Source organism: Blastococcus sp. HT6-30, assembly GCF_039729015.1.
Lineage (GTDB): Bacteria > Actinomycetota > Actinomycetes > Mycobacteriales > Geodermatophilaceae > Blastococcus.
In genome coordinates this window covers 3,405,702-3,432,409 of record NZ_CP155792.1, presented here as the reverse complement: position 1 = coordinate 3,432,409, position 26,708 = coordinate 3,405,702, and the positions used below count along the sequence as shown (strand labels likewise).

The following is a 26,708-nucleotide window of genomic DNA, read 5'->3' as shown; positions in this document are numbered from 1 at the left end:
CAGCACTCAGAAGCAGCCCTCGTCGATCTCCATGAGCGCGTTGTCGGTGGCCTCGACGATGGCCCGCTCGGAGGCCAGCCGCGGCAGCACCTGGGTGGCGAAGAAGCGGGTGGCGGCGAGCTTGCCCTCGTAGAAGAGCCGGTCCCGTGCGCTGATCTCGCCGGCCAGCGCGGCCAACGCGACCTCGGACTGGCGGATCAGCAGCCAGGCCGTCACCAGGTCGCCGACCGAGAGCAGCAGGCGGGAGGTGTTCTGGCCGACCTTGTACAGGTTCGCCATGTCCTCCTGGGCGGCTGCGAGGTGGCCGAACATCGCCGTCAGCATGCCCTGGACGTCGTCCAGCGCCGCCGCTAGCAGCTGCCGCTCCTCCTTGAGGCGGCCGTTGCCGGCCTCGGCGTCGATGGTCGCCTGGATCTGCGAGGCCAGCCAGGTCAGCGCGACGCCGCCGTCCTTGACGATCTTGCGGAAGAAGAAGTCCTGGCCCTGGATCGCCGTGGTGCCCTCGTACAGGGTGTCGATCTTGGAGTCGCGGATGTACTGCTCTATCGGGTAGTCCTGCAAGAAGCCCGAGCCGCCCAAGGTCTGCAGCGACTCCTGGGTGAGCAGCTGGGTGGCGCGCTCCGAGCCGAAGCCCTTCACGATCGGCAGCAGCAGGTCGTTGACCTTGGCGGCCAGCGTGGCCTCGGCGCTGTCCGCGCTGCCCTCGGCCTCGGCCTGGGTGATCTGGTCGCGGAAGCCGGCCGCGTACAGGTACAGCGCGCGCATGCCCTCGGCGTAGGACTTCTGCAGCATCAGCGAGCGACGGACGTCCGGGTGGTGGGTGATGGTCACTCGCGGGGCGTCCTTCGACGTCGCCGTGAGGTCGGCGCCCTGGACACGGGTCTTCGCGTAGCCCAGGGCCACCTGGTAGCCGGCCGAGAGGGTGGCGATCGCCTTGGCGCCGACGAACATGCGGGCGTGCTCGATGACCTGGAACATCTGGGCGATGCCGTCGTGCACCTCGCCCACCAGCCAGCCCTTCGCCGGCACGGGGCCGTCCCCGAAGGTCAGCTCGCAGGTCGTGGAGACCTTCAGCCCCATCTTCTTCTCGACATTGGTCACGTACGCGCCGTTGCGCTCGCCGAGCTCGCCGGTCGCGAGGTCGACGTGGAACTTGGGGACGACGAACAGTGACAGCCCCTTGGTGCCGGCCCTCGCTCCCTCCGGACGGGCCAGTACCAGGTGGATGATGTTGTCGCTGAGGTCGTGCTCGGCGGAGGTGATGAACCGCTTCACGCCGCTGATGTGCCAGGAGCCGTCGGGCTGCTGCACGGCCTTGGTGGTGGCGGCGCCCACGTCGGAACCGGCGTCGGGCTCGGTGAGCACCATGGTGGCGCCCCAGCCGTTCTCGAGCATCAGCTCGGCCATGCGCTTCTGGTCCGGTGTGCCGAGCTCGTGAAGGATCGCGGCGAACGCGGTTCCGGAGCCGTACATGAACGCGGCCGGGTTGGCGCCGAGGATCATCTCGAAGGCGGCCCAGGTCAGGGTGTGCGGGGCGCCGAACCCGCCGAGGTGCTCGGGCAGGTCGAGGCGGTACCACTCGCCGTCCTCGATGGCCTTGACCGACTTCTTGAACGACTCGGGGAGCGTGACCGAGTGCGTCGCCGGGTCGAACACCGGCGGGTTGCGGTCGGCGTCGGTGAAGGAGGCCGCGACGGGCCCTTCGGCCAGTCGGCGGACCTCGGCCAGGATCCCGCGGGCGGTCTCGGCGTCCATCTGCTCGAACGGCCCCGTGCCGAACCGGTCCTTCGTGTCGAGGAACTCGAAGAGGTTGAACTCGAGGTCCCGCAGGTTCGCGGTGTAGTGGCTCATGTGCGCTGGCTCCCGTGCTCATGCCGATGGACGGCGATCCCTACCGGCCGGTAACAAACGTTATTACCGGTCGGTAGGACGGAGCAAGGTATTGAGCCGACACGCCCACTCGGGGTGTGCCGGGACGCACGTCCGTACCGGTCGTGCGTCCCGGTCGTTCCTCCGCCGCCTCAGCGGCGGCGGCGCCGCGCCCGGAGCACGATGCCGGCCAGCCAGGCCAGCAGCCCGCCGAGCGCCGCGGCGATCAGCAGCGCCACCACCAGCGGGCCCTGCACGTCGCCGAACACCAGGCTGATCCGCACCGTCTGGCCGTTGAAGACGATGAACAGCACCAGGACGACGGTGAAGAAGATCAGCAGAGCGAGCGCCAGCGACCGGCCGATGGTCCGGCCGGTGTGCCGCTCCTTCTGCGGGGCCTGCTGCGGCGGCGGCGCCGGGGCCGGCGCGTCCGATCCGCCGTCGGCGGAACCGGTCGAGCGGTTGCCCAGGCCCACGCTCAGCGGGTCTCCGGCCGTACCGGGCCGGTGCGGGTCGGGGGCGGTCACTGCGCGTCCGGTTCGGTGTCGGCGGGCGGGTAGGCCGGGCCGGCGATGCCGTCGGCCGGGCCCTCGGTGGCCCCCAGGGAGTCGCGGTCCTCGCCCGGTGCCTTCTGGGCGCCGAGAGGCTGGGCCTTCCGTTCCGATCCGGCATTGTTCTCATCGGGCATGGTCATCCTCAGGATCTGCCCGGACCCGTGGGCCCGGAAACGGCTCGCCGCGGTGCCTGCATGGGCCAGCCCCGACCTGCGGGCGGCGGGCCGAGGGGGTGCGCGTTCAGTCCTCGAGGGCGGGTCCGGCCTCGTGGGCGGGGTGGCCGGAGCTGCGCTCGCGTTGCTTCATCCGGGCCTCGTAGACGTGCCGGTCGCCGCCGGAGAGCTCGTCGCGCGCGCGGGCGTCGTAGGCGCGGAAGGTGCCCCAGTAGTTCTCGTCGAAGTCCTCGACGATCTGAAAGGTCCACCGGTCGGCGATGACGTTGCGGCCGACCAGGTCGCGGTCGATGTCCTGGGCCAGCCGGTCGGCCCCTGCGCGGCCGAACAGCTCGACGGACTCCTGGAGGAGCCGGTCGGCCTTGCCGGTCAGCTGGTGGAACGCGTACAGGAAGCCGCGCGCCTGGTCGACGGTCTCCAGGGCCTCGGACAGCTTGCCGAGCGCCTCCACCGTCGTGTCGTCGAGGTCGAGCCGGGTTCGGTCGTTGCTCACCCGCCCATCCTGCGGTCAGCCCCGGGTGACCGCGATCTCGATCAGCCGCTCGGCCAGCCGGCGGCCGTGCGCGGCGGGGCCGTCGGGGCCCAGCAGGCCGCCGGAGAGGTACATGCCGTCGATGATCAGGTGGATCTGGGCGGCGAGGTCGTCGCCGTCGCCGGGCACGATCTCGTCGGCCAGCCGCTCGAGGCGGGCGTGCAGCTCGAACTTGTAGTCGGCGGCCGCGCTGCGGGCGGGGTGCTGCGGGTCGTCGTACTCGCTGCTGACGTTGGTGAACGGGCAGCCGCGGAACCCCGTCCGGATGACGTCGCGCTCCACCGCGTCGACGACGGACAGCAGCGCGGCGCGCGGGTCGCCCTCCAGCCGGTCCAGCTCGGCGTCGATGAAGCCCAGCACGGTGGCCGCCTTCCGCGTCAGGTAGGCGCCGACGAGGTCGTCCTTGCTCTTGAACAGCCGGTAGACCGTCATCTTGCCGAGGCCGGTCTCCCGCACGAGCTCGTCCATGCCGACGCTGCGTGAGCTGCGCCCGGCGAAGAGGCGCTCGGCGGTGTCCAGGACGATCGCCTGCCGCTCGGCGCGGCTGCGGCGGACCGGTGCCGAGATGTCGTCGTCGGCGGCGAGGGGCAGGGCGGCGGTCACGCCAGCGATGGTGCACCAGCACGTGACGGAGCAGTTCGCGGCACGCCGACCGTGATCGCTCTGGGTGACGAGAGGCGCCCGGGCTGGGCGGGGTAGGGGAGGATGCTGGTGTCGGTGTGACGACGCAGCGTCACCGACGCCTCCTCCGAGGGTCAGTCCCGGCGGGTGCGGCGGGGATTGGCCAGCAGCCGGGCCACTGCTCGGGCCGTGCTCTCGACGGTCGACTCGTCACGCGACGTGGCGGGCGATTCGTGGGTGTTGCGCGGGTTCTGCTCGTGCTTCTCCATGTGGGGAAGCCTGCCCGACCGGTCGTGGTGGAAAACAGGGGCGTAGCCGATCGCAGCTGAGAGCTGTGTCACCGTCGGCGGCCTCAGTGCGCGTGGTGGGTGCCTACCAGCGGCCGGTTCGCCCGCCGGGCGGCACGGGGGCCGGTGACCAGCAGGACGACCACCCAGGCCAGCGCGGCGAGCCCCACGATGAAGAAGCTCGGCGGCAGGTTCACCATCGCCGCCAGCACCAGCCCGCCCCAGACCGAGCCGAGCGCCAGGGCGACGGCAAGCGTGGCCACGCGTGCCGGCCGGGCCGTCAGGCGCAGCGCCGTCGCGGCCGGCGTCACCACCAGCGCGAAGAGCAGCAGGGTGCCCACCACCTGCACGGCCATCGTGATGGTCAGCGCCAGCAGGACCACGAAGGCCACGCCGAGCGCCCGGACGGGGACGCCCCGCGCCTCGGCGACGGCCGGGTCCACCGAGGCGAACACCAGGGGGCGGGCGATGACCGCGAGCACCAGCACGACCAGCGCGGTGAAGGCCGCGTAGGCGGCGAGCTGGTCGCGGGTGATGGCCAGCAGGTTGCCGAACAGCACCGACGTCGTGGTGCTGGCGTTGGCGCTGGCCAGCGAGGCGAACAGCACGCCCAGCGCCGTCGCGAGCGCCAGGACCGTGCCGGTGGCCATCTCCCGGTCGGCGACCCGCCGTCCCAGCAGGCCGATCAGCAGCCCGCCACCGAGGCAGAAGAGGGCCAGGCCGAGGGTGACGGGTGCCCCGACGAGGATGGCCCCGGTCGCGCCCGGGAACCCGATGTGCGCCAGCGCGTGCGCGGCGAACGCGTTCTGCCGGGTGATGACGAAGTAGCCCAGCAGCCCGGCGGCGACGGCGACCAGCGAGCCGCCGATCATCGCGTTCTGCATGAACGGCGCCTGCAGGATCTGCAGCCAGTTCGACTGGAACTCCACGGCGGCCAGGGCGCCGCTCATCGCTGGGGGTCCCGCCAGGCGGCGCGGGTGAACAGGTCGCCCTGCGCGGTGCGCACGACCCCGACCGGGGTGCCGTAGAGGTGCGTGAGCAGCTCCTCCTGCACGACGTCGGTGATCGGGTCGTGGTGCGGGTGGCCGTCGAGCAGGTAGATGGCTTCGGTGAGCACCGGCAGCAGCGGGTTGAGATCGTGCGCGACGACCATCACCGTCACGTCCCGCTCCCGGTGGAGCTGGCCGAGCAGCTGCACGACCTCCTGCTGGTTGCGCAGGTCGAGGTTCGCCAGTGGCTCGTCGAGGAGCAGCAACTCTGCGTCGTCGACGATGGCCTGGGCGATCGCGACCCGCTGCTGCTGGCCCCCGGAGATCTCCGACATGCGTCGATCGGCGAAACCGGCCGCGCCCACCCGTTCCAGCGCGGAGTCCACCCGTGCCCGCTCGGCGGCCGAGGTGCGGCGCAGCCCGAAGCGGTTGCCGGTCAGGCCGAGCGTGACCAGGTCGCGGCAGCGGATGGCGTCGCCGAGGGCCGAGGTGTAGTTCTGCGGGACGTAGCCGATGCGGCGGTTCCCGCGCCGTGGCGGGGCGCCGAGGACCTCCACCCGGCCGCCGGACGCCGGCAGCAGGCCCAGTGCCACCTGGAAGAGGGTGGTCTTGCCGGCCCCGTTGGGGCCGATGACGCCGACGACCGCCCCGGCCGCCACGGTGAAGGTGCCGTCGGACCAGACGGTGCGCCCTCCGCGGGTGACGCTGACGTCGTCGAGGACCAGGGCTGCGGGGCGGCTCACGGGGCCGTCGGGGCGTCGCTGCGCCGGGGGAACCACCACGCGACGAAGGAACCCGTCCCCGCACGGCGGGATTCCGCGTCGCAGGGGGCGGCCGCGAGAACGCCGGCGAGCGGGCGACGGACCGGCACGAGCACTCCTACGACTGACAATGATTGTCACTCGCAGTATGGCCGAGCCGCGCGCCGGCCCGGTGGCCGGGTGGCCGCCCGCGCGCCGGACCGGTGCCGAGGTCAGACGTCGGGCGTGTCCGCGCCACCCTCCGCCGCGTCGGTGCGACCCTCGGCCGGCTCCTCCGGGTGGGGCGTGCGGCCGCTGCCGGCCTCCTCGCCGGCCGGGTCGCCCTCGGCGCGGTCTGCGCTGCGCGGCGTGCGCTGGGGTTCACTCATCGGGCTCCTCCTCGAGGTTCGGGTCGAGGAGGCTGTGCCCGGTCCTCCCGCGGGTGAACCGCTGGTCAGCCGACCGGGGTGGCGGCGGGGACGCGCGGGAGCAGCCGCCGCACGGCGTCGTCATCGGGCAGCGCCCCGCGCGCTCCGGCGCCGGTCGTGGACAGCGCCGCGGCGGCGACGGCGTACCGCACGGCGTCCGGCAGCCCGAACCCGGCCGCCAGCGCCTGTCCCAGCGCCCCCGAGAAGCAGTCGCCGGCGCCGGTGGTGTCGACGACGGTCACCGGCGGCGGCGCCTGCAGCAGGGCCGGGCCGTCGCCGGGCACGACGAGGGCACCGCGGGCGCCCAGGGTGACCACCACCGCGCCCGCCGTCACCCGGCGCGCCAGGCCCACGAGCTCGGCGGGGGAGCGCTCGCCGGGCTTCTCGCCGGCCAGCTGCACCAACTCGTGCTCGTTGGGCACCAGGACGTCCACCCGCTCCAGCAGCGCGGCCGGGAGCGGGCGGGGCGGCGCGGGGGTGAGCACCACCGTGCCGGTCGCCGCCCGTGCCGCCGCCTCGACCGACGGCAGCGGCACCTCCAGCTGGAGGAGCAGCACCCGCGCCGAGCGCACCGAGGGGGTGTCGACGTCGGCCGGGGTCAGCTCGGCGTTGGCCCCGGGGACGACCACGATCAGGTTCTCGCCGCTGGCCTCCTCCACCGGGATCGTCGCGGTCCCGGTCGGTGTGCCGATGGTGCGCAGCACCCGGCTGACGTTCACCCGCGACCCGGTCAGCGCGGCCAGCTGCCGGTCTCCGGATGGGTCGTCGCCCACCCGCCCGACCATGTGCACGGTGTGGTCCCCCCGGCCACCCAGCAGCCCGGCGGCGGCGGCCTGGTTGGCGCCCTTCCCTCCGGGGACCAGAGCCGCGGACCGGCCCACGACCGTCTCCCCGCGGCCGGGCAGCCGGTCGACGGCCACCAGCACGTCCTCGTTCAGGCTGCCGACGACGGTGACGGACACGCGGACCTCCGGGGTGGTGGGCGGGCCACCAGCAGTACCAGACCCGCCGTTTCCCCCGGGCGGTGCCGCGGTACGGGGGGACGACGACCGAGCCGAGGGCCGATGACGACCGAGGATCCCCACGATGTCCGGCGCGAGTTCGGCGAGGCGGTGACCATGACCGCCGGCGAGCTGGAGAAGTGGCTGGCTACTCCCTGGTGAACTGGGGAGACGACCCGTTGAAGAAGGGCTGGGCCCGCAGTGCGAGACAGCGTCCTACCGCGCAACGACCCCGCCCAGTACGAGGAGCTCGCCGACCAGTGGTGGGACCCCTCGGGCGGGTTCGCCGCGCTCCACTGGCTGGCGGCCTCGCGGGCCGAGCACGTCCCGCCCGCGGCTCCGCCGGGCGCCCTCCTGGTCGACCTCGCCTGCGGCGGCGGGCTCATGGGCCCCCACGTGGCCCGCCTGGGCTACCGGCACGTCGGCGTCGATCTCGGGTTCGAGGGCTTGCGGACGGCGCGCAGCCACGGCGTGCTCCCGGTACGTGGCTCGGTGCTGGCGGTTCCCCTGGCCGACGGCTGCGCCGACGTCGTCGTCGCCGGTGAGATCCTGGAGCACGTCGAGGACGACGTCGCGGTGCTGGCCGAGTGCGCCCGCCTGCTGCGGCCCGGTGGCGTGCTGGTGATCGACACGCTCGCCGCCACGCGGATCGGCCGCTTCCTCACCGTGACCGTCGCCGAGCGGCTGCCCGGCGGCCCGCCGCCCGGGATCCACGACCCCGCGCTCTTCGTGGACCGCGAGCGGCTGCTCGCCGCCGCCGACCGGCTCGGCCTGGACCTCCGCCTGGTCGGCCTGCGGCCCTCGCTCCGCGACGCGGTCGCCTGGCGGTTGGGCCGCCGCGGCGGTGTGCGGATGAAGCCGATCCGGTCCACGGCGGTCATCTTCGCCGGGTACGGGCGCAAGCGGTGAGCGGGCGACCGCCGGGCGGCGCACGTACCGTCGGGCGCATGATCCCCAGCAGGTCCGCCGAGGAGCCGCGCCGGTGAGCGCGGCGGTCCTCACCGGCGCCGGCTCGGCGCTGCCCACCACCCTCGACCAGGAGGCGGCCTGGGAGGGATTCTTCGCCCGGCACTACGAGGGCGTGCGCGCCGCCCGCCGGATCTTCCTCGGCGCGGGCGTCCGCCGGCGCCACGCGGTGGCCAACCCGATGGACGAGGACCTCAGCGGCTGGGGCACCGGACCGCGGATGGCCCGGTACATCCAGGAGGCGCTGCCGCTGGGCAAGCAGGCGGTCGCCGGCGCGCTGGACGCCGCCGGCCTGGCACCCGGCGACGTGGGGCTCTTCGCCGTCGCCACCTGCACCGGTTACGCCACGCCTGGGCTCGACATCCGGCTGGCCAGCGACCTCGGCATGCCGGCGGGGCTGCAGCGGCTGCTCGTCGGCCACATGGGCTGCTACGCGGCGATCCCGGGGCTGGCGGCCGTCGGCGACTTCGTCACCGCCCGGTCGCGGCCGGCGGTGCTGCTGTGCTGCGAGCTGACCAGCCTGCACGTGCAGCCGGCCCAGGCCGACCTCGAGCAGGTGGTCGCGCACGCGCTCTTCTCCGACGCCGCCGCGGCCGTCGTCGTCGAGCCCGGCGCCGCGCGCGGGCACCGGCTGGCCGGCATCGTCGCGCGCACCGATGCCTCCACCGCCGACCACATGACCTGGGACGTCACCGACCTCGGCTTCCGCATGGGGCTGTCCCCGCGGGTCCCCGACGTGCTGTCCCGGCACGTCGGCGACGTGGTCGACGAGCTGCTGGCCGGAGCCGGGCTCCGGGTCGAGGACGTCGCCGGCTGGGCCGTGCACCCCGGCGGCCCGCGGATCATCGACGTGGTCCGGGACGAGCTGGGGCTGCGCGAGGAGCAGGTCGGCGCCTCCCGCCGGGTGCTCGCCGAGCACGGCAACTGCTCCTCGGCCACCGTCCTGCTCGTGCTGCAGGAGCTCGCCGACGTCGACGGGCCGATCGTGGCGATGGCGTTCGGCCCGGGCCTGACGCTGTACGCGGCGCTGCTGCTCCCCGCCTGACCACCTGGCCGACCGGCGCCCCCGGCCCTACGCTGCGCGGTACCGCGCGGGTGCGGTGGAGGAGGGCAGCCGTGGAGCCGTCCTCGTCGCGTGTGCGGGTGTTCCTGGTCGACGACCACGAGGTGGTCCGCCGGGGCGTGGCCGAGGTGCTGGAGGACGACCAGGGCCTCACCGTCGTCGGGGAGGCCGGCACGGTCGCCGAGGCGCTGGCCCGGGTTCCGGCAGTGCGTCCCGACGTCGCCGTCCTCGACATGCGGCTGCCCGACGGCGACGGTGCCTCGCTCTGCCGGGAGCTGCGGGCCCGCGTCCCCGGCCTGCGGTGCCTGGTGCTCACCAGCTACGCCGACCGGAGTGCTCGCGACGAGGCCGTGCGGGCCGGAGCGGCCGGGTTCCTGCTCAAGCAGGTGCGCGGCCCCGCGCTGGTGTCGGCGGTGCGCACCGTGGCCGCGGGCGGCAGGCTCCTGGCCGACGGCCCGCCGCCCGCGGCCCGACCCGGCGGGGACCGGCTGGCCGCCCTCACCGACCAGGAGCGCATCGTGCTCCGGCTCATCGGGGAGGGGCTCACCAACCGGCAGATCGGCGAGCGCATGGGGCTGGCCGAGAAGACCGTCAAGAATTACACCAGCCACCTGCTGGCCAAGCTGGGCCTCGAGCGTCGCACGCAGGCGGCGATCCTCGCCACCGAGCTGCGCGACAGCCGCCTCCCGGGGCGCTGACCCGCCGGCGTCCCGGGAGGAGGCGTCAGGCCGGCAGCGGCACGGACCACTGGATCGCGGTGCCGGAGGGTCCCGCGGTCACCGTCATCCGGCCGCCCCGGCGCTCGGCGCGGTCGGCCAGGTTCGTGAGCCCGCTGCGCACGGTCACGGCGGGCAACCCGCAGCCGTCATCGGTGACGATGACGCAGACCGCGTCGGTGAGCGTGACCTCCACCGTCACTCGGGTGGCGCCGGCGTGCCGCACGACGTTGGTGACCAGCTCCCGGACGACCGCCGTCACGTCGCCGGCCAGGTCCGCGGGTAGGTCCTCGACCTCGCTGCGCAAGCGCAGGTCCGGGCGCAGACCGTGCCCGTCGGCGACCGACCGCACGACCTCGGCCAGCCGTTGCCGGATCGCCGCCGCCGAGGAGTCCTGCGTCACCTGCAGCTCGAAGATCGATGCGCGGATGCGGGCGATCGTGCCGTCGAGCTCGTCGACGCGCTGGGCGATGCGGTCGGCGGCCTCGGGCGCCGACTCCTCCAGGGACCGGCCGATGCGGTCCAGCGCCAGCGCGGTGGCGAAGATCCGCTGGACCACGTGATCGTGCAGGTCCCGGGCGATCCGCTCCCGGTCGGCCTGCACCTGCAGCCGCTGCTCCCGCTCCTGGCTGCGCACCAGCTCCATCGCCACGGTGGCCTGGGTGGCGAAGGCCGCCGCCGGGTCCAGCACCGCCGGGTCGAACGGTGGCCGGCCTCTGATCCGCAGTGCGACCAGCGTGCTGGTCGGAGAGGGCCCGCCGAGGGGGAGGAACAGCGCCGGGCCGTATCGCTCGGTGAGCTGGCCGATGACCTTCGCGTTCGCCGGTTCGGCGGGCGGGAAGGCGGCGCTGTCGACCAGCAGCGGCGTCCCCGACCGGTGCGACGCCCCGAGCCGGGTGTCGCCCAGCGGGACCAGCAGCCCCTCGGTGTCGGCGGCGCTCGGGCCGACGGCCGCTGTCACCACGAAGGTGTCCTCGTCGCCGGGGACCGGAGCCAGCAGCCCGACGGCGTCAGCGCCCGACAGCTCGGCGACGCGGGCGGCGGCGGCCCGCAGCACCTCGTCGGCCGGCCGCCCCGAGAGCAGCGCCGTGGCGATCTCGGTGCCCGCCTGGGACCACGCGCGGCGCTGCTCGGCGTGCTCCAGCAGCCGGGCGTTCTCGATGGCCAGCCCCGCGACCGCGGCCAGCCCCTGGGCCACCTCGAGGTCGGCCTCGGTGAATGCCGTGCCGGTGCGCTTCTCGGTGATGTACAGGTTGCCGAACACCGAGTCGCGGACCCGGACCGGCACACCCAGGAACGACCGCATGGGCGGATGCCCGGCCGGGTGCCGGCCCAGATCGGCCAGCCGCAAGGGAACCGGCTCCGCGACCAGCAGCCCGAGGATGCCGTCACCGGCCGGGGGGCGGCCGATCCGTTCGTGGTCCTCGGGGTCCATGCCCACCGTGACGAACCGATCCAGGCCGGAACCGTCGGGCGTCAGCACGCCGAGCGCCCCGTAGGTTGCGTCCACGTGGCGGACGGCCGCCGCGACGATCTCGTGGAGGGTCGCCTCGAGCTGCCCGCTCGACGCGGCCGCGAGCACCGCAGCGGTGAGCGCCGCGGCGTCGTCGGTCACCGCCGGCACCGGCGGTCGGGCGGGGACACGGCCCGACCGTAGGAGCCTCGACGCTCCCTGGGAAGCGCTGCGCCCATCGTGGTACGAAACGGGGCCGTTCCACAGGGACCAAAGGCCCGGCACCGGGCGTTACGCGACGAGGCCCCGGTCGGATCGACCGGGGCCTCGCCGGCGGCGTCTGCACGCGTCGTGGAGCGGGTGACGAGAATCGAACTCGCACTGTCAGCTTGGGAAGCTGATGTTCTACCATTGAACTACACCCGCGAACGGCGACGAGAGTACCTGGTCGCCTCCCGGACGCGACAGGCACCTCCGGTCAGCGGCGCATCGCCGCGCGGGAGCTGGTCGGCTCCGTCCGCGGCTCCTCGCCATCCGCGAGGGCCCCGTGACGTCGTCGGAGGCGGTGGCCGGCGAGGCTGCGCCGTCCGCGGCCGCCGCGATGCCGTCGACCAGCCCGTCATCTCGCCGACGCCGAAACCGTTGCCGGCCTCGCCGGCGCGGGCGGCCTCGATCGTGGCGGGCTGGGTGCATTCACCCGCAGGGAGCGGAGCAGCAGTCCCTAGACTCCGCGCCATGCTGCTGAGCGACCGCGACATCACGGCCGCGATCGCCGGGGGACGCCTCGGCATCGAGCCCTACGACCCGGGGCTGGTGCAGCCGTCGAGCATCGACGTCCGGCTGGACCGCTACTTCCGGGTGTTCAACAACGCCCGGTACACCCACATCGACCCGGCCGAGCAGCAGGACGACCTCACCACCCTGGTCGAGCCCGACGGTGACGAGCCGTTCGTGCTCCACCCGGGGGAGTTCGTGCTCGGCTCGACGCTCGAGGTCGTGCGCATCCCCGACGACCTCGCCGCCCGGCTGGAGGGCAAGTCCTCGCTGGGCCGGCTCGGGCTGCTGACCCACTCGACGGCGGGCTTCGTCGACCCCGGGTTCTCCGGGCACATCACGCTGGAGCTGTCCAACGTGGCGAACCTGCCGATCACGCTGTGGCCGGGCATGAAGATCGGCCAGCTGTGCCTGTTCCGGCTGACCAGCGCCGCCGAGCACCCGTACGGCTCCGCGGTCTACGGCTCGCGGTACCAGGACCAGCGCGGCCCCACGCCGTCGCGGTCGTTCCGGAACTTCACCCGCGCCGAGACGCGGCGGCCCTAGAGCTAGTCGCGCGGCGGCCGGGTGTCCGTGACGCGGGCGGCGGCCGGGACCTCGACCCCGGCGCTCTCCAGCACGTCGGAGCGGCGCCCCGCCGGTGACCAGCCGGGCACCGACCGCTCCACCTCGTCGTCGACGAACACCTGGCGCGTGGCGATCCACCCGGCGACGGAGAGCACCGCGACGCCGGCGAGCACGATGACGAACATGCCGTCGTAGCCGCCGGTCACCCCGCGCAGCACACCCACGAGCAGCGGGCCGGTCCCGGCGATCACGTACCCCCAGCTCTGGCTGACGGTGGAGAGCGCGGAGACCGTCTCGGGCGTCCGGGCGCGCAGACCGATGAGGGTTAGTACCATCGAGAAGGTGCCCATGCCGACGGCGATGAGCACCATCCAGAGCCACGGTGCGGTGGTCGGCGCCGTCCAGAGGCCCACCCACCCGGCCACGTAGCTGGCGACGAAGACCACCAGCAGCGGGCGCTGCAGGCGCGGCCGGACGGTGAGCAACGGGATGACGGCGCTCAGCGGCAGGCCGACGACGGAGTTCAGGCCCAGGAGGAGCCCCGCGTTCGCCGCGCTGAGCCCGGAGTCGCGCAGGTACTGGGCCGACCAGCCGATGACGACGTACGCCTGCAGCGCCTGGACGCCGAAGAAGGCGGTGATCGCCAGGGCCGTCGGGCTGTGCACCAGGGCCCGCATCCGAACGGCGGTGTGGCTCCGGCGGGAGACGTCGGGAGCGGCCGGGACGGCGAGCCACACCCCCGCCGCAACGAGCGCCGGGAGCGCCCAGACGACCAGTGCCCAGCGCCAGCCCTCGCCCTCGGTGCCCGCGGCGTCGGCGATGGGCTGCGAGGCGACGGCGGCCAGGGTCGCGCCCAGGCCCATCGCCGTGCTGTACGCGCCGACGAGGGGGCCGGTCCGCCCGGGGAAGTGACGTCTCACCAGGCCCGGGAGCATCACGTTGCCGAGCGCCCCGCCGGCCATGGCCGCCGCCGTGCCGGCGAGAAACGCCGGGAAGGCGTCGGCCGCGCTGCGGAGCGCGAGGCCGGCGGTCATCGCGACCAGGGCGCCTGCGAGCACGTGGGAGTCGCGGTAGCGCGCCGAAAGCGCCGGACCGGCGAACCCGATGAGCGCGAAGCAGATCACCGGCATCGTGGTGATGACCCCGGCCAGGCTGCTGGAGATGCCCAGCCCCCGCTCGATCTCCTGCAGCACCGGGCCGACGCTGGTGACCGCCGTGCGGAGGTTCAGCGCGGTGAGCACGATGGCGACGGCCATCAACCCGAGACCCCGGCGGCGGTCGGTGCCGGTGGTGTTGCGGGCGGGGGCATTGCGCGTCACCCGCAGAGCGTCTCCCATGACCGGCTGCAGCTCGACCTCGGGTCGGTGCGGGGGACAACCACCTGGCCGGCCAGCCGCGGCCGGCGGAGCCGGGAGTCCCCAGCGACGACGGCGGCGCGCATCCCCGTGGGGATGCGCGCCGCCGTGGTGCGGTGGATCAGGCCTGCGGACCGTGCTCCGTGGCCGCGGAGCCCTCACCGGCCGGGTCGGCGCCGGGCGAGGTCCCGACGTCGGGGCCGGAGTCCGCGCCCTGCGCCGAGACCGCGACCGGCTGCATGGAGCGCAGCAGGATCTGGCTGACGTCGAGCACCTCGACGTGCTCGGCCGCCTCGCCGTTCTGCTTCTTGGAGGTCAGCGCGTCGCTCAGCATCGTGATGCAGAACGGGCACGCGGTGGAGATGACGTCGGGATCGAGCTCGAGCGCCTCCTCGGTGCGCTCCATGTTGATCCGCTTGCCGATCTTCTCCTCCATCCACATGCGGGCACCGCCGGCGCCGCAGCAGAAGCCGCGGTCCTTGCAGCGGTGCATCTCCTGGGTCGACAGGCCCTGCACGGAGTCGAGGATCTCCCGCGGGGGCGTGTAGACCTTGTTGTGCCGGCCCAGGAAGCACGGGTCGTGGTAGGTGACCTTGCGGTCGACCGGCGTGACGGGGGTCAGCCGGCCCTCCTCCACCAGCTTGCCGAGCAGCTGGGTGTGGTGGACGACCTCGTACTCGCCGCCCACCTGCGGGTACTCCCGGCCCAGCGAGTTGAAGCAGTGCGGGCAGGTGGCGACGATCTTGCGGGTGCCGGGCACCCGGCCCTCGAAGACGCCGTTGAGGGTCTCGACGTTCTCCATGGCCAGCTGCTGGAACAGGAACTCGTTGCCCATCCGGCGGGCGGGGTCGCCCGAGCAGGTCTCCCCGTTGCCCAGGACGGCGAACTCGACGCCGGCGGTGTTCAGCAGCTCGGCGACGGCCTTGGTGACCTTCTTGGCGCGGTCGTCGACGGCGCCGGCGCAGCCGACCCAGAACAGGTACTCGACCTCGTGCGGCAGCGGGCCGTCGGCCACGCGGACGTCGAAGTCCAGCTCCTTGATCCAGTCCTCGCGGACGTTGCCGCCCATGCCCCACGGGTTCCCGCGCTTCTCGAGGTTCGTCATCATGACGCCGGCCTCGGAGGGGAAGTTCGACTCGATCAGGACCTGGTAGCGGCGCATGTCCTGGATGTGGTCGACGTGCTCGATGTCGACCGGGCACTGCTCGACGCAGGCGCCGCAGTTGGTGCAGCTCCACAGGACGTCGGGGTCGATGACCCCGCCCTCCTCCAGCGTGCCGACCAGCGGCCGGTGCGCCTGCGCGTCGTTGGTGCCCTCGATGCGGGCGTAACCCGACGCCCAGACCTGCTCGTCGCTGGGCTTGAGGACGTCGTAGTCGGGCGCGGTCTCCGACGCCGTCTTCTCACCGAGCAGGTAGGGGGCCTTCGCGTAGAGGTGGTCCCGCAGGTCCATGACCACCATCTTCGGCGACAGGGGCTTGCCGGTGTTCCACGCCGGGCACTGGCTCTGGCACCGCCCGCACTCGGTGCAGGTGGTGAAGTCCAGCATCCCCTTCCAGGTGAAGTCCTCGATCTTCCCGCGGCCGAAGACGTCGTCCTCGCCCGGGTCCTCGAAGTCGATGGGCTTGCCGCCGGAGGTCATGGCCGGCAGCGGGCCGAGCGCGGGGGCGCCGCTGGTGCCCTCCCGCTTGAAGTAGATGTTCGGGAAGGCGCTGAACCGGTGCCAGGCGACGCCCATGTTCAGGGTGCGGCTGAGCACGACCAGCCAGGTCAGCGACACCACGATCTTGATGAACGCGATGATGGAGACCAGGTCCGGGTTGTCCGGGAAGAAGGTCGACAGCGCGCTGGAAACCGGATGCGACCAGGTGGGCGCGTAGTCCAGGCCGGAGGCGATCTTCGCCGCGCGGATGCCCAGGATGCAGAGGCCGACCAGCAGGACGACGGACTCGACGAAGTAGGCGCGGCCCTCGTTGGACCCGGCGAACCGACTGCTCCGGCCCTTCCGGCGCGGGTGGTCGCGCTGACGGAGGGCGATCAGCACGAGGATCCCGACGACCGTGCCGGTACCGATGATGTCGACGAAGAGGTTCCACACGCTCCACGCACCGATGAGCGGCAGGTGGAACGCCGGGTTGAAGACCTCGGCGAACGCCTCGACCAGCGTGAGGAACAGGCCGTAGAAGCCGACGAAGACGAACCAGTGGGCGATCCCCTGGGGCGTCCACTTGAGCATCCGGGTGTGCGCCAACGATTCGACCAGCAGCATCTTCAGGCGCGGCCCGACAGGACGCAGACGCGTGCCGTCGGGCTGGCCGGTGCGGATGATCCGCACCATCGCCCGGACGGCCCGGTAGGCCATCACGGACGACACGATCAGGAACAGGACGCTGATCGTCCCCAGGACGATCTGCAGCGGGCCCGTCATGTTTTCCCCTCCCGTACGCCTGGTGGCGTCGGCTGATCCCCCGCCGGCCACACGGGCGACGGGGCTGTGTGTGGTGCGCGCGCCGCTGCACCGGCGCTCCGATCGCGTACGGACACCGCTGCCCGCACTGCGACGCACGATAGCGGGCGCGCCGAGAGGCTACTCGTGGGTAAGGACAGCGCGCCGCCCCCTGGCTCCTGGCCGCCCCTGTCCGCCGCGCCCATGCGAGGTCGCGGACCCCGGCCGGGCGCCACCCGGCCTGGGCCTCGACCTCGCCGTACGGGCGCCCGTCCACGCGGTGCCCGGCGCGGCCGGCGGCCGTGCGGCAAGGTGAACCGGGCGGCTGCGTCCGGGCGAGGTCCGCCTCCGGCGGCAGCCGTGGGGGTTGTGCGGCGAGATCCGTCCCCCCGGGAACACCGTACGGCTTCCTGCCGTTAGGCTGGGCAGGAAAGTTGAGCGAACCCGGCGCAAGGACGCCGTGCCGCCCGGTTCCTCGGCTGCCCCCCACGGACCAGTACCACCCCAGCACACGGAAGAGAGGCCATCTCCATGGCTCGAGCGGTCGGTATCGACCTCGGCACCACCAACTCCGTCGTCACCGTCCTGGAGGGCGGCGAGCCGACGGTCATCGCCAACTCCGAGGGTTCGCGCACCACCCCCTCGGTCGTCGCCTTCGCCAAGAACGGCGAGGTGCTCGTCGGCCAGTCGGCGAAGAACCAGGCGGTCACCAACGTCGACCGCACCATCCGGTCGGTCAAGCGCCACATGGGCACCGACTGGAAGACCGACGCGATCGACGGCAAGAACTACACGCCGCAGGAGATCTCCGCCCGCATCCTGCAGAAGCTCAAGCGGGACGCCGAGACCTACCTGGGCGAGCCGGTCACCGACGCCGTCATCACCGTTCCGGCCTACTTCGAGGACGCGCAGCGCCAGGCCACCAAGGAGGCCGGTGAGATCGCGGGCCTCAACGTCCTGCGCATCGTCAACGAGCCGACCGCCGCCGCACTGGCGTACGGGCTGGACAAGGGCGAGACCGAGCAGACGATCCTGGTCTTCGACCTCGGTGGCGGCACCTTCGACGTCTCCCTGCTCGAGATCGGGGACGGCGTCATCGAGGTGAAGGCCACCGCCGGTGACAACCACCTCGGTGGTGACGACTGGGACGAGCGCGTCGTCAAGCACCTGGTGCAGACGTTCAACGCCTCCAACGGCATCGACCTGTCCAAGGACAAGCTGGCCATGCAGCGGCTCCGCGAGGCCGCCGAGAAGGCCAAGATCGAGCTGTCGGGCGCGCAGTCGACGAACGTCAACCTGCCCTACATCACCGCCGGCGCCGAGGGCCCGCTGCACCTGGACATCACGATCACCCGGGCGGAGTTCCAGCGGCTGACCCAGGACCTGCTCGACCGCGCCCGCGCGCCGTTCAACCAGGCGATCCGCGACGCCGGCATCTCCGTCGGCCAGATCGACCACGTCGTCCTGGTCGGTGGCTCGACCCGCATGCCGGCCGTCTCCGACCTGGTGCGCGAGCTGACCGGCGGCAAGGAGCCCAACAAGGGCGTCAACCCCGACGAGGTCGTGGCCATCGGTGCCGCGCTGCAGGCCGGTGTCCTGCGCGGCGAGGTCAAGGACGTCCTGCTCCTCGACGTCACCCCGCTGTCCCTGGGCATCGAGACCAAGGGCGGGATCATGACCAAGCTCATCGAGCGCAACACCACGATCCCGACCAAGCGCTCGGAGATCTTCACGACGGCCGACGACAACCAGCCGTCCGTGCAGATCCAGGTGTTCCAGGGCGAGCGCGAGATGGCGATGTACAACAAGAAGCTCGGCATGTTCGAGCTCACCGGGCTGCCCCCGGCGCCCCGCGGCGTCCCGCAGATCGAGGTCGCCTTCGACATCGACGCCAACGGCATCGTCCACGTCCACGCCAAGGACCTGGGCACGGGCAAGGAGCAGTCGATGACCATCACCGGCGGCTCGGCCCTTCCCAAGGAGGACATCGAGCGGATGATGAAGGACGCCGAGGCGCACGCCGAGGAGGACAAGCGCCGCCGCGAGGAGGCCGAGACCCGCAACCTCGCCGAGTCGCTGCAGTACCAGACCGAGAAGTTCCTGGCCGAGAACGGCGACAAGATCCCGGCCGAGAAGAAGGACGAGCTCGGCGAGGCGCTCACCGAGCTGCGGAGCGCGCTGGGCGGCTCGGACATCGAGGCGATCAAGTCCGCGCAGGAGAAGGTGGCCCGCGTGTCGCAGGAGGTCGGCGGGGCGCTGTACGCCCAGCAGTCCGAGGCGGCCGGTGGCGCTCCCGGTGCGGAGGCCGGCGCGGCGCAGGGCGGCGCGACGACGAACGACGACGACGTCGTCGACGCCGAGATCGTCGACGAGGACAACGACCGCCGATGAGTTCGGGGGACGAGCAGCCGCGGGTGGTCATCCGTGACAAGCGGCGGATCGACCCCACCACTGGTGCAGTACGGACGCCGGCCGGCGAGCAGCCGGCCGGCGTCCGGCCCGGTTCCGACCTCCCAGGGGAGCAGATGAGCGAGCACGAGACGCCGGTCGCCGAGCAGGCGCCGCCGCAGGAGCCCACCGCACCGCAGCAGACCGCTGACGGCGAGGACCTGGCGCGGCAGCTGGCCGAGCGCACCGAGGACCTCCAGCGGGTCACGGCCGAGTACGCCAACTACCGACGGCGGATCGACCGGGACCGGACGCTGGCCGTCGACCAGGCGGCCGAGCGGTTCGCCACCCAGCTGTTCCCGATCGTCGACGACATCGAGCGGGCCCGGGACCACGGTGACCTCACCGGGGCCTTCAAGCTCGTGGCCGACCGCATCCTGGGGCTGCTCGACGGCCTGGGCGTGGAGGCCTTCGGGGCGGCCGGCGACGAGTTCGACCCGTCGCTGCACGAGGCCGTCATGCACGACACCTCCGCCGAGGTGAGCGTGCCGACGGCGACCACGGTGCTCCGGCGGGGCTACCGCCGGGGCGACCGGGTGCTGCGGACGGCGATGGTGGCCGTCACCGAGCCCGAGGCTCCGGCACCGGCCCCCGCTGCCGCCGAGGGGGCCGAGCCGACCGACCCGGCCGCCGGCTGAGCGGCGTCGGACCGAGCGCGAGAGGGAGCCGGATGAACCAGCCGAAGGCTTCCGGTTCCACAACGCACCTCCGGTGTCTCATCGGTGCCTGCGGCGCTGCCCAATCCAGGAGGTGGGTCTTGTTGAACGGGCCGAAGGCCACGAGTTCCTCAGCGGAGCTGTGATGAGCACCCGTGACTTCATCGAGAAGGACTACTACGGCGCGCTCGGCGTCCCCCAGGACGCCGACGCCGCCGCGATCAAGAAGGCGTACCGCAAGCTGGCCACGGAGCTGCACCCGGACAAGAACCCGGGGAACGCCGACGCCGAGGCCCGCTTCAAGGACGTCTCCGAGGCCTACGACGTCCTCTCCGACCCCAAGCGGCGCGGGGAGTACGACGAGGCGCGACGGCTGTTCGGCGCCGGGGGAGCCGGTGCGCGGGCCGGGTTCCCCGGCGGGTTCCCGGGGGCGGGCCCCGGCGGCCAGCCCTTCGACCTCGGCGACCTGTTCGGTGCCGCCGGGGGCGGCGCGGGGGCCCGGGGCGCCGGCGGGCTGGGCGACATCCTCGGTGGCCTCTTCGGGGGCGCCGGCGGTGGCGCCCGCGCCCGCAGTCAGGCCGCGTCCGGGCCCGCGCGTGGCCAGGACGTCGAGACCGAGGCGACGCTGTCGTTCGACGAGGCCGTGCTGGGGGTGACGGTCCCGCTGCGCATGCAGAGCCCGGGCAGCTGCACGACCTGCGCGGGCAGCGGCGCCAAGCCCGGCACCAGCCCGCACACCTGCCCGGTCTGCCAGGGCGCGGGGGTGACCAGCCGGAGCCAGGGAGCGTTCGCCTTCTCCGAGCCCTGCCGCAACTGCCGGGGCAGCGGGCAGGTGGTCGACGACCCGTGCCCGACCTGCGCCGGCAGCGGGATCACCAGCCAGACCCGCACGATCACCGTGCGGATCCCGGCCGGGGTCAAGGACGGTCAGCGCATCCGGCTGCCCGGGAAGGGTGCGCCCGGCCGGCGCGGCGGGCCCGCCGGTGACCTGTTCGTCGTCGTGCACGTCTCCGAGCACTCGCTGTTCGGCCGCAAGGGCGACGACCTGACGCTCACCGTGCCGATCACCTTCGCCGAGGCGGCGCTGGGCACCACGCTCACGGTGCCCACGCTGGACGGGAGCGTGTCGCTCAAGGTCCCAGCCGGTACCGCGAGCGGCCGCACGCTGCGGGTCCGCGGCCGCGGCGCCCCGGGGAAGGGTCGCTCCGGTGACCTGCTGGTCACCGTGGAGATCGCCGTCCCCGCCCGGCTCACCCCGGCGCAGCGCAAGGTGATCGAGGACCTGGCCGAGGAGATGGACGAGGACCCGCGCCCGCAGATCACCGCCGCGGTGCGGGCCGGAGGCGAAAGATGACCATGCCACCGGGTGGCCCCGCCGCGGACGTGGGGCGGGCCGTCGCCGAGGACGCGCCGGTCTTCGTGATCTCCGTGGCCGCCGAGCTGGCCGGCATGCACGCCCAGACCCTCCGCCAGTACGACCGGCTGGGGCTGGTCAGCCCCGGCCGGACGCCCGGCGGCGGGCGCCGCTACAGCCCGCGCGACGTCGCGCTGCTGCGCGAGGTGCAGCGGCTCTCCCAGGAGGACGGCGTCAACCTGGCCGGCATCAAGCGGATCATCGAGCTCGAGTCGCAGGTGGAGGCGCTGCAGGCGCGGGTGCACGAGCTGCTCGCCGAGCTGCAGCACTCGGAGAACCGGCGGATGGCGGCGGAGGCAGCGGTCCCGGCGGTCTACCGCGCGGACCTGGTGCCGCACCGGCGGCCGAGCTCGGCGCTCGTCGTCTGGCGGCCGGGGGGTTCCCGGTGAGCGGCCCGGGCATCGACGCCCACGAGGCGTACGTCGCGCTGGAGCGCGAGATCGGGCTGCTGCTGCGGCGCTCGCGCGCCATCTCCACCCGCCTGGCCCGTGAGCTGCACCCGGACCTGGACGGCGCCGCCTACGGGCTGCTGGCGCTGCTGCAGGACACCGGGCCGCTGCGCGCGAGCGACCTGGTGGCGCGGCTCGGCCTGGACAAGAGCACCGTCAGCCGGCAGCTCTCCAGCCTGGTGGACCTCGGGCTGGTCGAGCGGGCCGCCGATCCGCAGGACGGCCGGGCGCAGGTGCTCACGCCGTCGGCCGAGGGCGCGGCGCGGCTGGCGCGCATCCGGAGCGTGCGGCGCGCCCGCTGGGAGAGCGACCTCGCCGGCTGGCCCGCCGAGGACGTCGCGACGCTCGCCGTCCTCCTCGAGCGGCTCAACCGGATCGGCGAGGCGCGCGAGTCCGAGTCGAAGGACTGACACCTCGGTCGACACCGACGCCATCGAGGGTCGGAACGCCGACCCCGAGCGCACCCGCGAGCCGGCGCGCGCCGGATCGGGGCCCGCCACCCGCTGACCGGACCCGGCCGACCCGCCTCGCCTCGAGGGGAGGCGGGCCGTCGCCGGTCCAGCCGGGGGTCAGCCCGCCAGGGATGCGTCCAGGGTGATCTCGGTGCCGGCCAGGGCCTTGCTCACCGGGCAGCCGGCCTTGGCGGCCTGCGCCGCCTTGTCGAAGCCGCCGGCGTCGAGGCCCTCGACCTCACCTCGCACGGTCAGCGTGATGCCGGTGATGGCCGGGGCTCCGTCCTTCTGGCCGAGCGTGACGTCGGCGGAGACCTCGAGAGACTGCGGCGTCCCACCGGCCTTGCCGATCTCGCTGGACAGCGCCATCGCGAAGCAGGCCGAGTGAGCCGCTGCGATGAGCTCCTCGGGGCTCGTGGTCCCCCCGGCCTCGTCTGCGGTGCGCTTCGGGAAGGACACCTCGTAGGTGCCGATCTTGGAGCTGGAGAGCTCGACCTGTCCGGAGCCCTCCTGGAGCGTGCCGTTCCAGGCCGTGCGAGCGGTGCGAGTGGGCATGCTGCCCCTTCCGGGCCGTGGCCGCCCTCGGCTCGGGCGGCGCCGTGGCCGCCTCCTACCCGCGCGGCGGACGCCCTACCGTCCGGATCCCGAGCCGTCCTCGGTCGCCGCGCTCCCGTTGACCCGGTCGGTGAGCAGTCGGAGGCGGAACTTCAGGTCGTCGAACTCGGTCGCGTCGAAGCCGATGGCGGCGATCATCTCCGCGGAGATCGCCTCGGCCTTGTCCTGCAGCGCCCGCCCGGCGTCGGTCAGGGCGATCGCGACCGACCGCTCGTCCTCGATCCGCCGGTGCCGGGTGACCAGCCCGGCGGCGGTGAGCCGCTTGAGCAGGGGGGAGAGGGTGCCGCTGTCCAGGGCCAGCCGCGAGCCCAGCTGGCCGACGGTCTGGTTGTCCGCCTCCCAGAGCAGCAGCATCACGAGGTACTGCGGGTAGGTCAGACCGATCGCGTCGAGCATGGGGCGGTACCGGGCGGTCACGGCCCGGGAGGCCGCGTACAGCGCGAAGCACAGCTGGTCGTCGAGCGCCGCGCTCGGAGCCGGCAGAGCGGTCATGCCCCGGAGTCTAGGGGGCGCCGCTCGCCGGGCCGGGACCTTCCGCCCTCCGCCCCCCGAGGGAGGGGTCCCCGTCCGGAGGGAGGCGGGCGGAGCGGTCGCCCGCAGAAACTGGCAGAGTTGAGCGGAACAGACTCAACCCCCGGCTCGTTGCAGCAGGCAGAGACGCCGGCCACGGACGGACGGCGTGCCGGAGACACGAAAGGACGTGCGCCCCAGCATGGAGAGCAAGCTCACGACCCGTTCGCAGGAGGCCGTCGCCGGTGCCCAGCGCCTGGCCGTCGACCGGGGTCAGGCGGCCCTCGAGCCGCTGCACCTGCTCGTCGCCCTGCTGGAGCAGACCGACGGCATCGCCGGCCCGCTGCTGACCGCGGTGGGTGCCGACCCGCTCGACGTGCGCAGCAAGGCCGACGCCGCCCTGCGGCGGATGCCGAGCGTCAGCGGGTCGACGGTGTCCGCGCCCTCGCCGTCGCGGGAGTTCCTGCGGGTGATCAACGCCGCGGGGGAGCAGGCCAGCGCCCTCGGGGACGAGTACGTCTCCACCGAACACCTGCTGGTCGGCCTGGCCGGTTCCGACGGCGAGGCCGGCGCGGTCCTCACCGGCTCCGGCGCCACCCGGGATGCCCTCGTAGCGGCCTTCCGCACGGTGCGCGGCAACCGCAAGGTGACGACGGCCGACCCCGAGAGCACCTTCCAGGCGCTGGAGAAGTACGCCGTCGACCTCACCGAGCGCGCCCGTGAGGGGAAGATCGACCCGGTCATCGGCCGGGACACCGAGATCCGCCGGGTCGTGCAGGTGCTGTCGCGACGGACCAAGAACAACCCGGTGCTCATCGGTGAGCCGGGCGTCGGCAAGACGGCGATCGTCGAGGGCCTGGCCCAGCGGATCGTCGCCGGCGACGTGCCCGAGAGCCTCAAGGGCAAGCGCCTCATGGCGCTCGACCTGGGCTCGATGGTCGCCGGCGCCAAGTACCGCGGCGAGTTCGAGGAGCGGCTCAAGGCCGTCCTCCAGGAGATCACCGAGGCCGAGGGCCAGGTCGTCACGTTCATCGACGAGCTGCACACCATCGTGGGCGCCGGCGCGACCGGCGACTCCGCGATGGACGCCGGCAACATGATCAAGCCGATGCTCGCCCGCGGCGAGCTGCGCATGGTCGGCGCGACCACGCTCGACGAGTACCGCGAGCACATCGAGAAGGACCCCGCCCTCGAGCGCCGCTTCCAGCAGGTCTTCGTCGGCGAGCCCTCGGTCGAGGACACCATCGGCATCCTCCGCGGGCTCAAGGAGCGCTACGAGGTGCACCACGGCGTCCGCATCACCGACGGCGCCATCGTCGCCGCGGCGACCCTGTCCGACCGGTACGTCACGTCCCGGTTCCTGCCCGACAAGGCGATCGACCTGGTCGACGAGGCCGCCAGCCGGCTGCGCATGGAGATCGACAGCCGTCCCGTCGAGGTGGACGAGGTCGAGCGCGCGGTGCGGCGGCTGGAGATCGAGGAGATGGCGCTGGCCAAGGAGGACGACGCGTCGTCCCTGGAGCGGCTGGCCGCGCTCCGCGAGGACCTCGCCGACAAGCGCGAGGAGCTCGCCGAGCTGACGGCCCGCTGGCAGCAGGACAAGAGCGCCATCGGCCGGATCCAGCACATCAAGGAGGAGCTGGAGCGGCTGCGCACCGACGCCGAGCGCGCCGAGCGCGACGGAGACCTGGCCCGCGTGGCCGAGTTGCGCTACGGCCGGCTGCCGCAGCTGGAGAAGGCGCTCGCCGAGGCCGAGGCGTCGGTCGCGGAGCAGGACTCCATGCTCAAGGAGGAGGTCGGCCCCGACGACATCGCCGAGGTCGTCCAGGCCTGGACCGGCATTCCCGCGGGGCGGCTGCTCGAGGGCGAGACCCAGAAGCTGCTGCGCATGGAGGAGGAGCTGGGCCGGCGGGTCGTCGGGCAACCGGATGCGGTGCGCGCCGTCTCGGATGCGGTGCGCCGGGCGCGCTCCGGCGTCGCCGACCCCGACCGCCCCACCGGTTCGTTCGTGTTCCTCGGTCCGACCGGCGTCGGCAAGACCGAGCTGGCCAAGGCGCTGGCGGGGTTCCTCTTCGACGACGAGCGCGCCATGGTCCGCATCGACATGAGCGAGTACTCCGAGAAGCACTCGGTGGCCCGCCTGGTGGGTGCGCCTCCCGGCTACGTCGGCTACGAGGCCGGCGGGCAGCTCACCGAGGCCGTCCGGCGCCGCCCCTACACCGTGGTCCTGCTGGACGAGGTGGAGAAGGCGCACCCCGACGTCTTCGACGTGCTGCTGCAGGTGCTCGACGACGGCCGGCTGACCGACGGCCAGGGCCGGACGGTGGACTTCCGGAACACCATTCTGATCCTGACCTCGAACCTCGGCTCGCAGATCATCGCCGACCAGTCGGTGCCCGAGGCCCGGCGGCGCGACGCGGTGCTCGAGGTGGTGCGGTCGCACTTCAAGCCCGAGTTCCTGAACCGGCTCGACGACGTGGTGGTGTTCCGGGCGCTGGGCACCGACGAGCTGGCCGGGATCGTCGACATCCAGGTCGACGTCCTCGCCCGCCGGCTGGCGGCCCGCCGGCTGACCCTCACCGTCACCGACGCCGCCCGCGAGTGGCTCGCGCTGAACGGGTTCGACCCCGTGTACGGGGCCCGGCCGCTGCGCCGGCTGGTGCAGTCGGCCATCGGCGACCAGCTGGCCCGGGCGCTGCTGGCCGGGGACATCCGGGACGGCGACGAGGTCGTCGTCGACTGGGTGGCCGGGGAGGCCGACACCGGGCTGCAGGTCACCCGGGCGTAGCGGTGGGCGCGGAGCCACCCCGACCGGGTGGCTCCGCGCGCCCGCTGGTCCGCTGTGCCGCCGTCGACCATGATCGCGGCGATGACCGACCGAGGAACGGAGGCGCGATGACGGCGGGTCAGGACGACCAGCAGGGCCGGCCCGAGGGGCAGGGCGAGCAGCAGCCCGGCTGGCCTCCTCCTCCGCCGCCGGGCCAGCCGCCCCACGGCCCCGGCCCCTACGGTCAGGGAGCGCCGGGCCAGCACCCGTACGGCCAGCACCCCTACGGCTACGAGCCCGCCCCGGCCGCGCCCGACGGGTGGGGCCCCGACGCCCCCGAGCCCGTGGAGCGCCCGCTGGCGGTGCGCGCCGGGCTCGGCGCCTTCCTGGCCGCGCTGGTGCTCAGCGCGGTGGCCGGCATCGCCACGGTGCTCAACTGGGAGGATTTCCTCGACTGGACGCTCGCCCAGGAGGGGACCGGGCTCGACGACCCCGGGCTGGAGGGCGTGGACGTCGAGCAGTTCGCCGAGCTCGCCCTCCAGATCAGCATCGCCGTCGGGGTCCTGATGCTGTTGCTGCAGGCGTTGTTCCTCTGGTTCGCCTGGCAGGGCCGCAACTGGGCCCGGATCGTGCTCTGGGTGCTGGGCGGGCTGACGCTGCTGACGGCGCCCTTCAGCGCCGGGAGCAGCGGGCCGCTGCCGTTCGTCACCACGCTCACCTGGTTCCAGATCGCCCTCACCGCGGCCGGCGTCGTGCTGCTCGCGGCGAAGGCGTCCAACGACTGGTACCGCTTCCGCAAGTGGCAGCTCGCCACCGGCCAGCGCTGATCAGGCCGTCCGGGCGCTCCCGCCGGCCGGCGGCCG

General features: G+C 73.4%; 26 protein-coding genes and 1 tRNA gene. 11 read left to right on the top strand and 16 right to left on the bottom strand.

Going from position 1 to position 26,708, the window contains the following annotated elements; all coding sequences use genetic code 11:
• Positions 1–6: 6 nt before the first annotated feature.
• The 10 genes from ABC795_RS16600 to ABC795_RS16555 form a co-directional block, all read right to left on the bottom strand.
• Positions 7–1,851 (bottom strand): acyl-CoA dehydrogenase, encoded by a 1,845-nt coding sequence (locus ABC795_RS16600; protein WP_347058303.1) that lies wholly within the window; start codon positions 1,849–1,851, stop codon positions 7–9.
• 170 nt (positions 1,852–2,021) lie between these two features.
• Entirely contained in the window at positions 2,022–2,396 is a 375-nt protein-coding gene (locus ABC795_RS16595) for a LapA family protein (RefSeq protein ID WP_347058300.1), read from the bottom strand.
• Positions 2,393–2,557 carry a hypothetical protein gene (locus tag ABC795_RS16590; protein ID WP_347058299.1) on the bottom strand — a complete coding sequence of 55 codons (165 nt, stop codon included), beginning with the start codon at positions 2,555–2,557 and terminating at the stop codon, positions 2,393–2,395. The genes ABC795_RS16595 and ABC795_RS16590 overlap by 4 nt, the downstream gene beginning before the upstream one ends.
• A gap of 106 nt (positions 2,558–2,663) precedes the next feature.
• The gene (locus tag ABC795_RS16585) at positions 2,664–3,089 is read right to left on the bottom strand and encodes a hypothetical protein (protein ID WP_347058298.1); all 426 of its coding nucleotides are present in this window, start codon (positions 3,087–3,089) and stop codon (positions 2,664–2,666) included.
• Between the two features lie 15 nt (positions 3,090–3,104).
• The gene (locus ABC795_RS16580; protein WP_347058296.1) at positions 3,105–3,731 is read right to left on the bottom strand and encodes a TetR/AcrR family transcriptional regulator; all 627 of its coding nucleotides are present in this window, start codon (positions 3,729–3,731) and stop codon (positions 3,105–3,107) included.
• A 152-nt stretch (positions 3,732–3,883) separates the two neighbouring features.
• Positions 3,884–4,018 (bottom strand): hypothetical protein, encoded by a 135-nt coding sequence (locus ABC795_RS16575; RefSeq protein WP_347058294.1) that lies wholly within the window; start codon positions 4,016–4,018, stop codon positions 3,884–3,886.
• Positions 4,019–4,101: 83 nt separating this feature from the next.
• Complete coding sequence (locus tag ABC795_RS16570; protein WP_347058293.1) at positions 4,102–4,986, bottom strand: metal ABC transporter permease; 885 nt, start codon at positions 4,984–4,986, stop codon at positions 4,102–4,104.
• On the bottom strand, positions 4,983–5,807 hold the full coding sequence (locus ABC795_RS16565; protein ID WP_347058291.1) for an ABC transporter ATP-binding protein: 825 nt from the start codon (positions 5,805–5,807) through the stop codon (positions 4,983–4,985). Before ABC795_RS16565 ends, ABC795_RS16570 begins: the two co-directional genes overlap by 4 nt.
• Before the next feature lie 191 nt (positions 5,808–5,998).
• Positions 5,999–6,154, bottom strand: a complete 156-nt coding sequence (locus ABC795_RS16560) for a hypothetical protein (RefSeq protein WP_347058289.1) — start codon at positions 6,152–6,154, stop codon at positions 5,999–6,001.
• Positions 6,155–6,219: 65 nt separating this feature from the next.
• Positions 6,220–7,155 (bottom strand): ribokinase, encoded by a 936-nt coding sequence (locus ABC795_RS16555; RefSeq protein ID WP_347058287.1) that lies wholly within the window; start codon positions 7,153–7,155, stop codon positions 6,220–6,222.
• 240 nt (positions 7,156–7,395) lie between these two features.
• On the opposite strand from ABC795_RS16555, the gene ABC795_RS16550 reads away from it, so the two are divergent.
• The 3 genes from ABC795_RS16550 to ABC795_RS16540 all read left to right on the top strand — a co-directional run bounded on the left by ABC795_RS16550 (position 7,396) and on the right by ABC795_RS16540 (position 9,921).
• Positions 7,396–8,103, top strand: coding sequence for a methyltransferase domain-containing protein (locus ABC795_RS16550; protein WP_347058285.1), 708 nt, complete (start codon positions 7,396–7,398; stop codon positions 8,101–8,103).
• 73 nt (positions 8,104–8,176) lie between these two features.
• Entirely contained in the window at positions 8,177–9,205 is a 1,029-nt protein-coding gene (locus tag ABC795_RS16545) for a 3-oxoacyl-[acyl-carrier-protein] synthase III C-terminal domain-containing protein (protein ID WP_347058283.1), read from the top strand.
• Between the two features lie 71 nt (positions 9,206–9,276).
• Positions 9,277–9,921 carry a response regulator transcription factor gene (locus tag ABC795_RS16540; RefSeq protein WP_347058281.1) on the top strand — a complete coding sequence of 215 codons (645 nt, stop codon included), beginning with the start codon at positions 9,277–9,279 and terminating at the stop codon, positions 9,919–9,921.
• A gap of 25 nt (positions 9,922–9,946) precedes the next feature.
• Here the strand turns inward: ABC795_RS16540 and ABC795_RS16535 are convergent, their stop codons facing one another.
• Both ABC795_RS16535 and ABC795_RS16530 read right to left on the bottom strand, forming a co-directional pair.
• Positions 9,947–11,554, bottom strand: a complete 1,608-nt coding sequence (locus ABC795_RS16535) for a GAF domain-containing protein (RefSeq protein ID WP_347058280.1) — start codon at positions 11,552–11,554, stop codon at positions 9,947–9,949.
• Between the two features lie 190 nt (positions 11,555–11,744).
• Positions 11,745–11,818, bottom strand: a tRNA-Gly gene (locus ABC795_RS16530).
• Positions 11,819–12,127: 309 nt separating this feature from the next.
• Between ABC795_RS16530 and dcd the strand changes: the two genes are divergently transcribed.
• Positions 12,128–12,712, top strand: coding sequence for a dCTP deaminase (dcd, locus tag ABC795_RS16525; RefSeq protein WP_347058278.1), 585 nt, complete (start codon positions 12,128–12,130; stop codon positions 12,710–12,712).
• Positions 12,713–12,714: 2 nt separating this feature from the next.
• On the opposite strand, the gene ABC795_RS16520 is transcribed toward dcd, so the two are convergent.
• Both ABC795_RS16520 and ABC795_RS16515 read right to left on the bottom strand, forming a co-directional pair.
• Positions 12,715–14,052 (bottom strand): MFS transporter, encoded by a 1,338-nt coding sequence (locus ABC795_RS16520; protein WP_347058276.1) that lies wholly within the window; start codon positions 14,050–14,052, stop codon positions 12,715–12,717.
• A gap of 157 nt (positions 14,053–14,209) precedes the next feature.
• On the bottom strand, positions 14,210–16,516 hold the full coding sequence (locus ABC795_RS16515) for a (Fe-S)-binding protein (protein ID WP_347058274.1): 2,307 nt from the start codon (positions 16,514–16,516) through the stop codon (positions 14,210–14,212).
• Positions 16,517–17,065: 549 nt separating this feature from the next.
• Here ABC795_RS16515 and dnaK point away from each other — a divergent pair.
• The 5 genes from dnaK to ABC795_RS16490 all read left to right on the top strand — a co-directional run bounded on the left by dnaK (position 17,066) and on the right by ABC795_RS16490 (position 21,911).
• Positions 17,066–18,925 (top strand): molecular chaperone DnaK, encoded by a 1,860-nt coding sequence (gene dnaK, locus ABC795_RS16510; protein ID WP_347058273.1) that lies wholly within the window; start codon positions 17,066–17,068, stop codon positions 18,923–18,925.
• Positions 18,922–19,620: a nucleotide exchange factor GrpE gene (grpE, locus tag ABC795_RS16505; RefSeq protein ID WP_347058271.1), complete on the top strand. Its 699-nt coding sequence runs from the start codon at positions 18,922–18,924 to the stop codon at positions 19,618–19,620. Before dnaK ends, grpE begins: the two co-directional genes overlap by 4 nt.
• 163 nt (positions 19,621–19,783) lie before the next feature.
• Positions 19,784–20,992, top strand: a complete 1,209-nt coding sequence (gene dnaJ, locus ABC795_RS16500) for a molecular chaperone DnaJ (protein WP_347058269.1) — start codon at positions 19,784–19,786, stop codon at positions 20,990–20,992.
• A complete protein-coding gene (locus tag ABC795_RS16495) occupies positions 20,989–21,441 on the top strand; it encodes a helix-turn-helix transcriptional regulator (protein WP_347058268.1) in 453 nt (150 codons plus the stop codon). Before dnaJ ends, ABC795_RS16495 begins: the two co-directional genes overlap by 4 nt.
• On the top strand, positions 21,438–21,911 hold the full coding sequence (locus tag ABC795_RS16490) for a MarR family winged helix-turn-helix transcriptional regulator (RefSeq protein ID WP_347058267.1): 474 nt from the start codon (positions 21,438–21,440) through the stop codon (positions 21,909–21,911). The genes ABC795_RS16495 and ABC795_RS16490 overlap by 4 nt, the downstream gene beginning before the upstream one ends.
• Before the next feature lie 159 nt (positions 21,912–22,070).
• On the opposite strand, the gene ABC795_RS16485 is transcribed toward ABC795_RS16490, so the two are convergent.
• Both ABC795_RS16485 and ABC795_RS16480 read right to left on the bottom strand, forming a co-directional pair.
• The gene (locus ABC795_RS16485) at positions 22,071–22,508 is read right to left on the bottom strand and encodes an OsmC family protein (protein WP_347058266.1); all 438 of its coding nucleotides are present in this window, start codon (positions 22,506–22,508) and stop codon (positions 22,071–22,073) included.
• A gap of 75 nt (positions 22,509–22,583) precedes the next feature.
• The gene (locus ABC795_RS16480) at positions 22,584–23,060 is read right to left on the bottom strand and encodes a MarR family transcriptional regulator (RefSeq protein ID WP_347058265.1); all 477 of its coding nucleotides are present in this window, start codon (positions 23,058–23,060) and stop codon (positions 22,584–22,586) included.
• Between the two features lie 220 nt (positions 23,061–23,280).
• Here ABC795_RS16480 and clpB point away from each other — a divergent pair, with 220 nt between their 5' ends.
• Both clpB and ABC795_RS16470 read left to right on the top strand, forming a co-directional pair.
• Positions 23,281–25,866 (top strand): ATP-dependent chaperone ClpB, encoded by a 2,586-nt coding sequence (gene clpB / locus ABC795_RS16475; protein WP_347060740.1) that lies wholly within the window; start codon positions 23,281–23,283, stop codon positions 25,864–25,866.
• Positions 25,867–25,973: 107 nt separating this feature from the next.
• Positions 25,974–26,672, top strand: coding sequence for a hypothetical protein (locus tag ABC795_RS16470; protein ID WP_347058264.1), 699 nt, complete (start codon positions 25,974–25,976; stop codon positions 26,670–26,672).
• Positions 26,673–26,708: the final 36 nt, after the last annotated feature.

Bases quoted from the DNA above. Each gene is read 5' to 3' on its own strand.
- ABC795_RS16600 (WP_347058303.1), bottom strand. From the start codon at position 1,851: ATGAGCCACTACACCGCGAACCTGCGGGACCTCGAGTTCAACCTCTTC.
- ABC795_RS16560 (WP_347058289.1), bottom strand. From the start codon at position 6,154: ATGAGTGAACCCCAGCGCACGCCGCGCAGCGCAGACCGCGCCGAGGGC.
- dcd (WP_347058278.1), top strand. From the start codon at position 12,128: ATGCTGCTGAGCGACCGCGACATCACGGCCGCGATCGCCGGGGGACGC.
- dnaK (WP_347058273.1), top strand. From the start codon at position 17,066: ATGGCTCGAGCGGTCGGTATCGACCTCGGCACCACCAACTCCGTCGTC.
- ABC795_RS16495 (WP_347058268.1), top strand. From the start codon at position 20,989: ATGACCATGCCACCGGGTGGCCCCGCCGCGGACGTGGGGCGGGCCGTC.
- ABC795_RS16575 (WP_347058294.1), bottom strand. From the start codon at position 4,018: ATGGAGAAGCACGAGCAGAACCCGCGCAACACCCACGAATCGCCCGCC.
- clpB (WP_347060740.1), top strand. From the start codon at position 23,281: ATGGAGAGCAAGCTCACGACCCGTTCGCAGGAGGCCGTCGCCGGTGCC.
- ABC795_RS16515 (WP_347058274.1), bottom strand. From the start codon at position 16,516: ATGACGGGCCCGCTGCAGATCGTCCTGGGGACGATCAGCGTCCTGTTC.
- dnaJ (WP_347058269.1), top strand. From the start codon at position 19,784: ATGAGCACCCGTGACTTCATCGAGAAGGACTACTACGGCGCGCTCGGC.
- ABC795_RS16470 (WP_347058264.1), top strand. From the start codon at position 25,974: ATGACGGCGGGTCAGGACGACCAGCAGGGCCGGCCCGAGGGGCAGGGC.
- grpE (WP_347058271.1), top strand. From the start codon at position 18,922: ATGAGTTCGGGGGACGAGCAGCCGCGGGTGGTCATCCGTGACAAGCGG.
- ABC795_RS16480 (WP_347058265.1), bottom strand. From the start codon at position 23,060: ATGACCGCTCTGCCGGCTCCGAGCGCGGCGCTCGACGACCAGCTGTGC.
- ABC795_RS16485 (WP_347058266.1), bottom strand. From the start codon at position 22,508: ATGCCCACTCGCACCGCTCGCACGGCCTGGAACGGCACGCTCCAGGAG.
- ABC795_RS16570 (WP_347058293.1), bottom strand. From the start codon at position 4,986: ATGAGCGGCGCCCTGGCCGCCGTGGAGTTCCAGTCGAACTGGCTGCAG.
- ABC795_RS16590 (WP_347058299.1), bottom strand. From the start codon at position 2,557: ATGCCCGATGAGAACAATGCCGGATCGGAACGGAAGGCCCAGCCTCTC.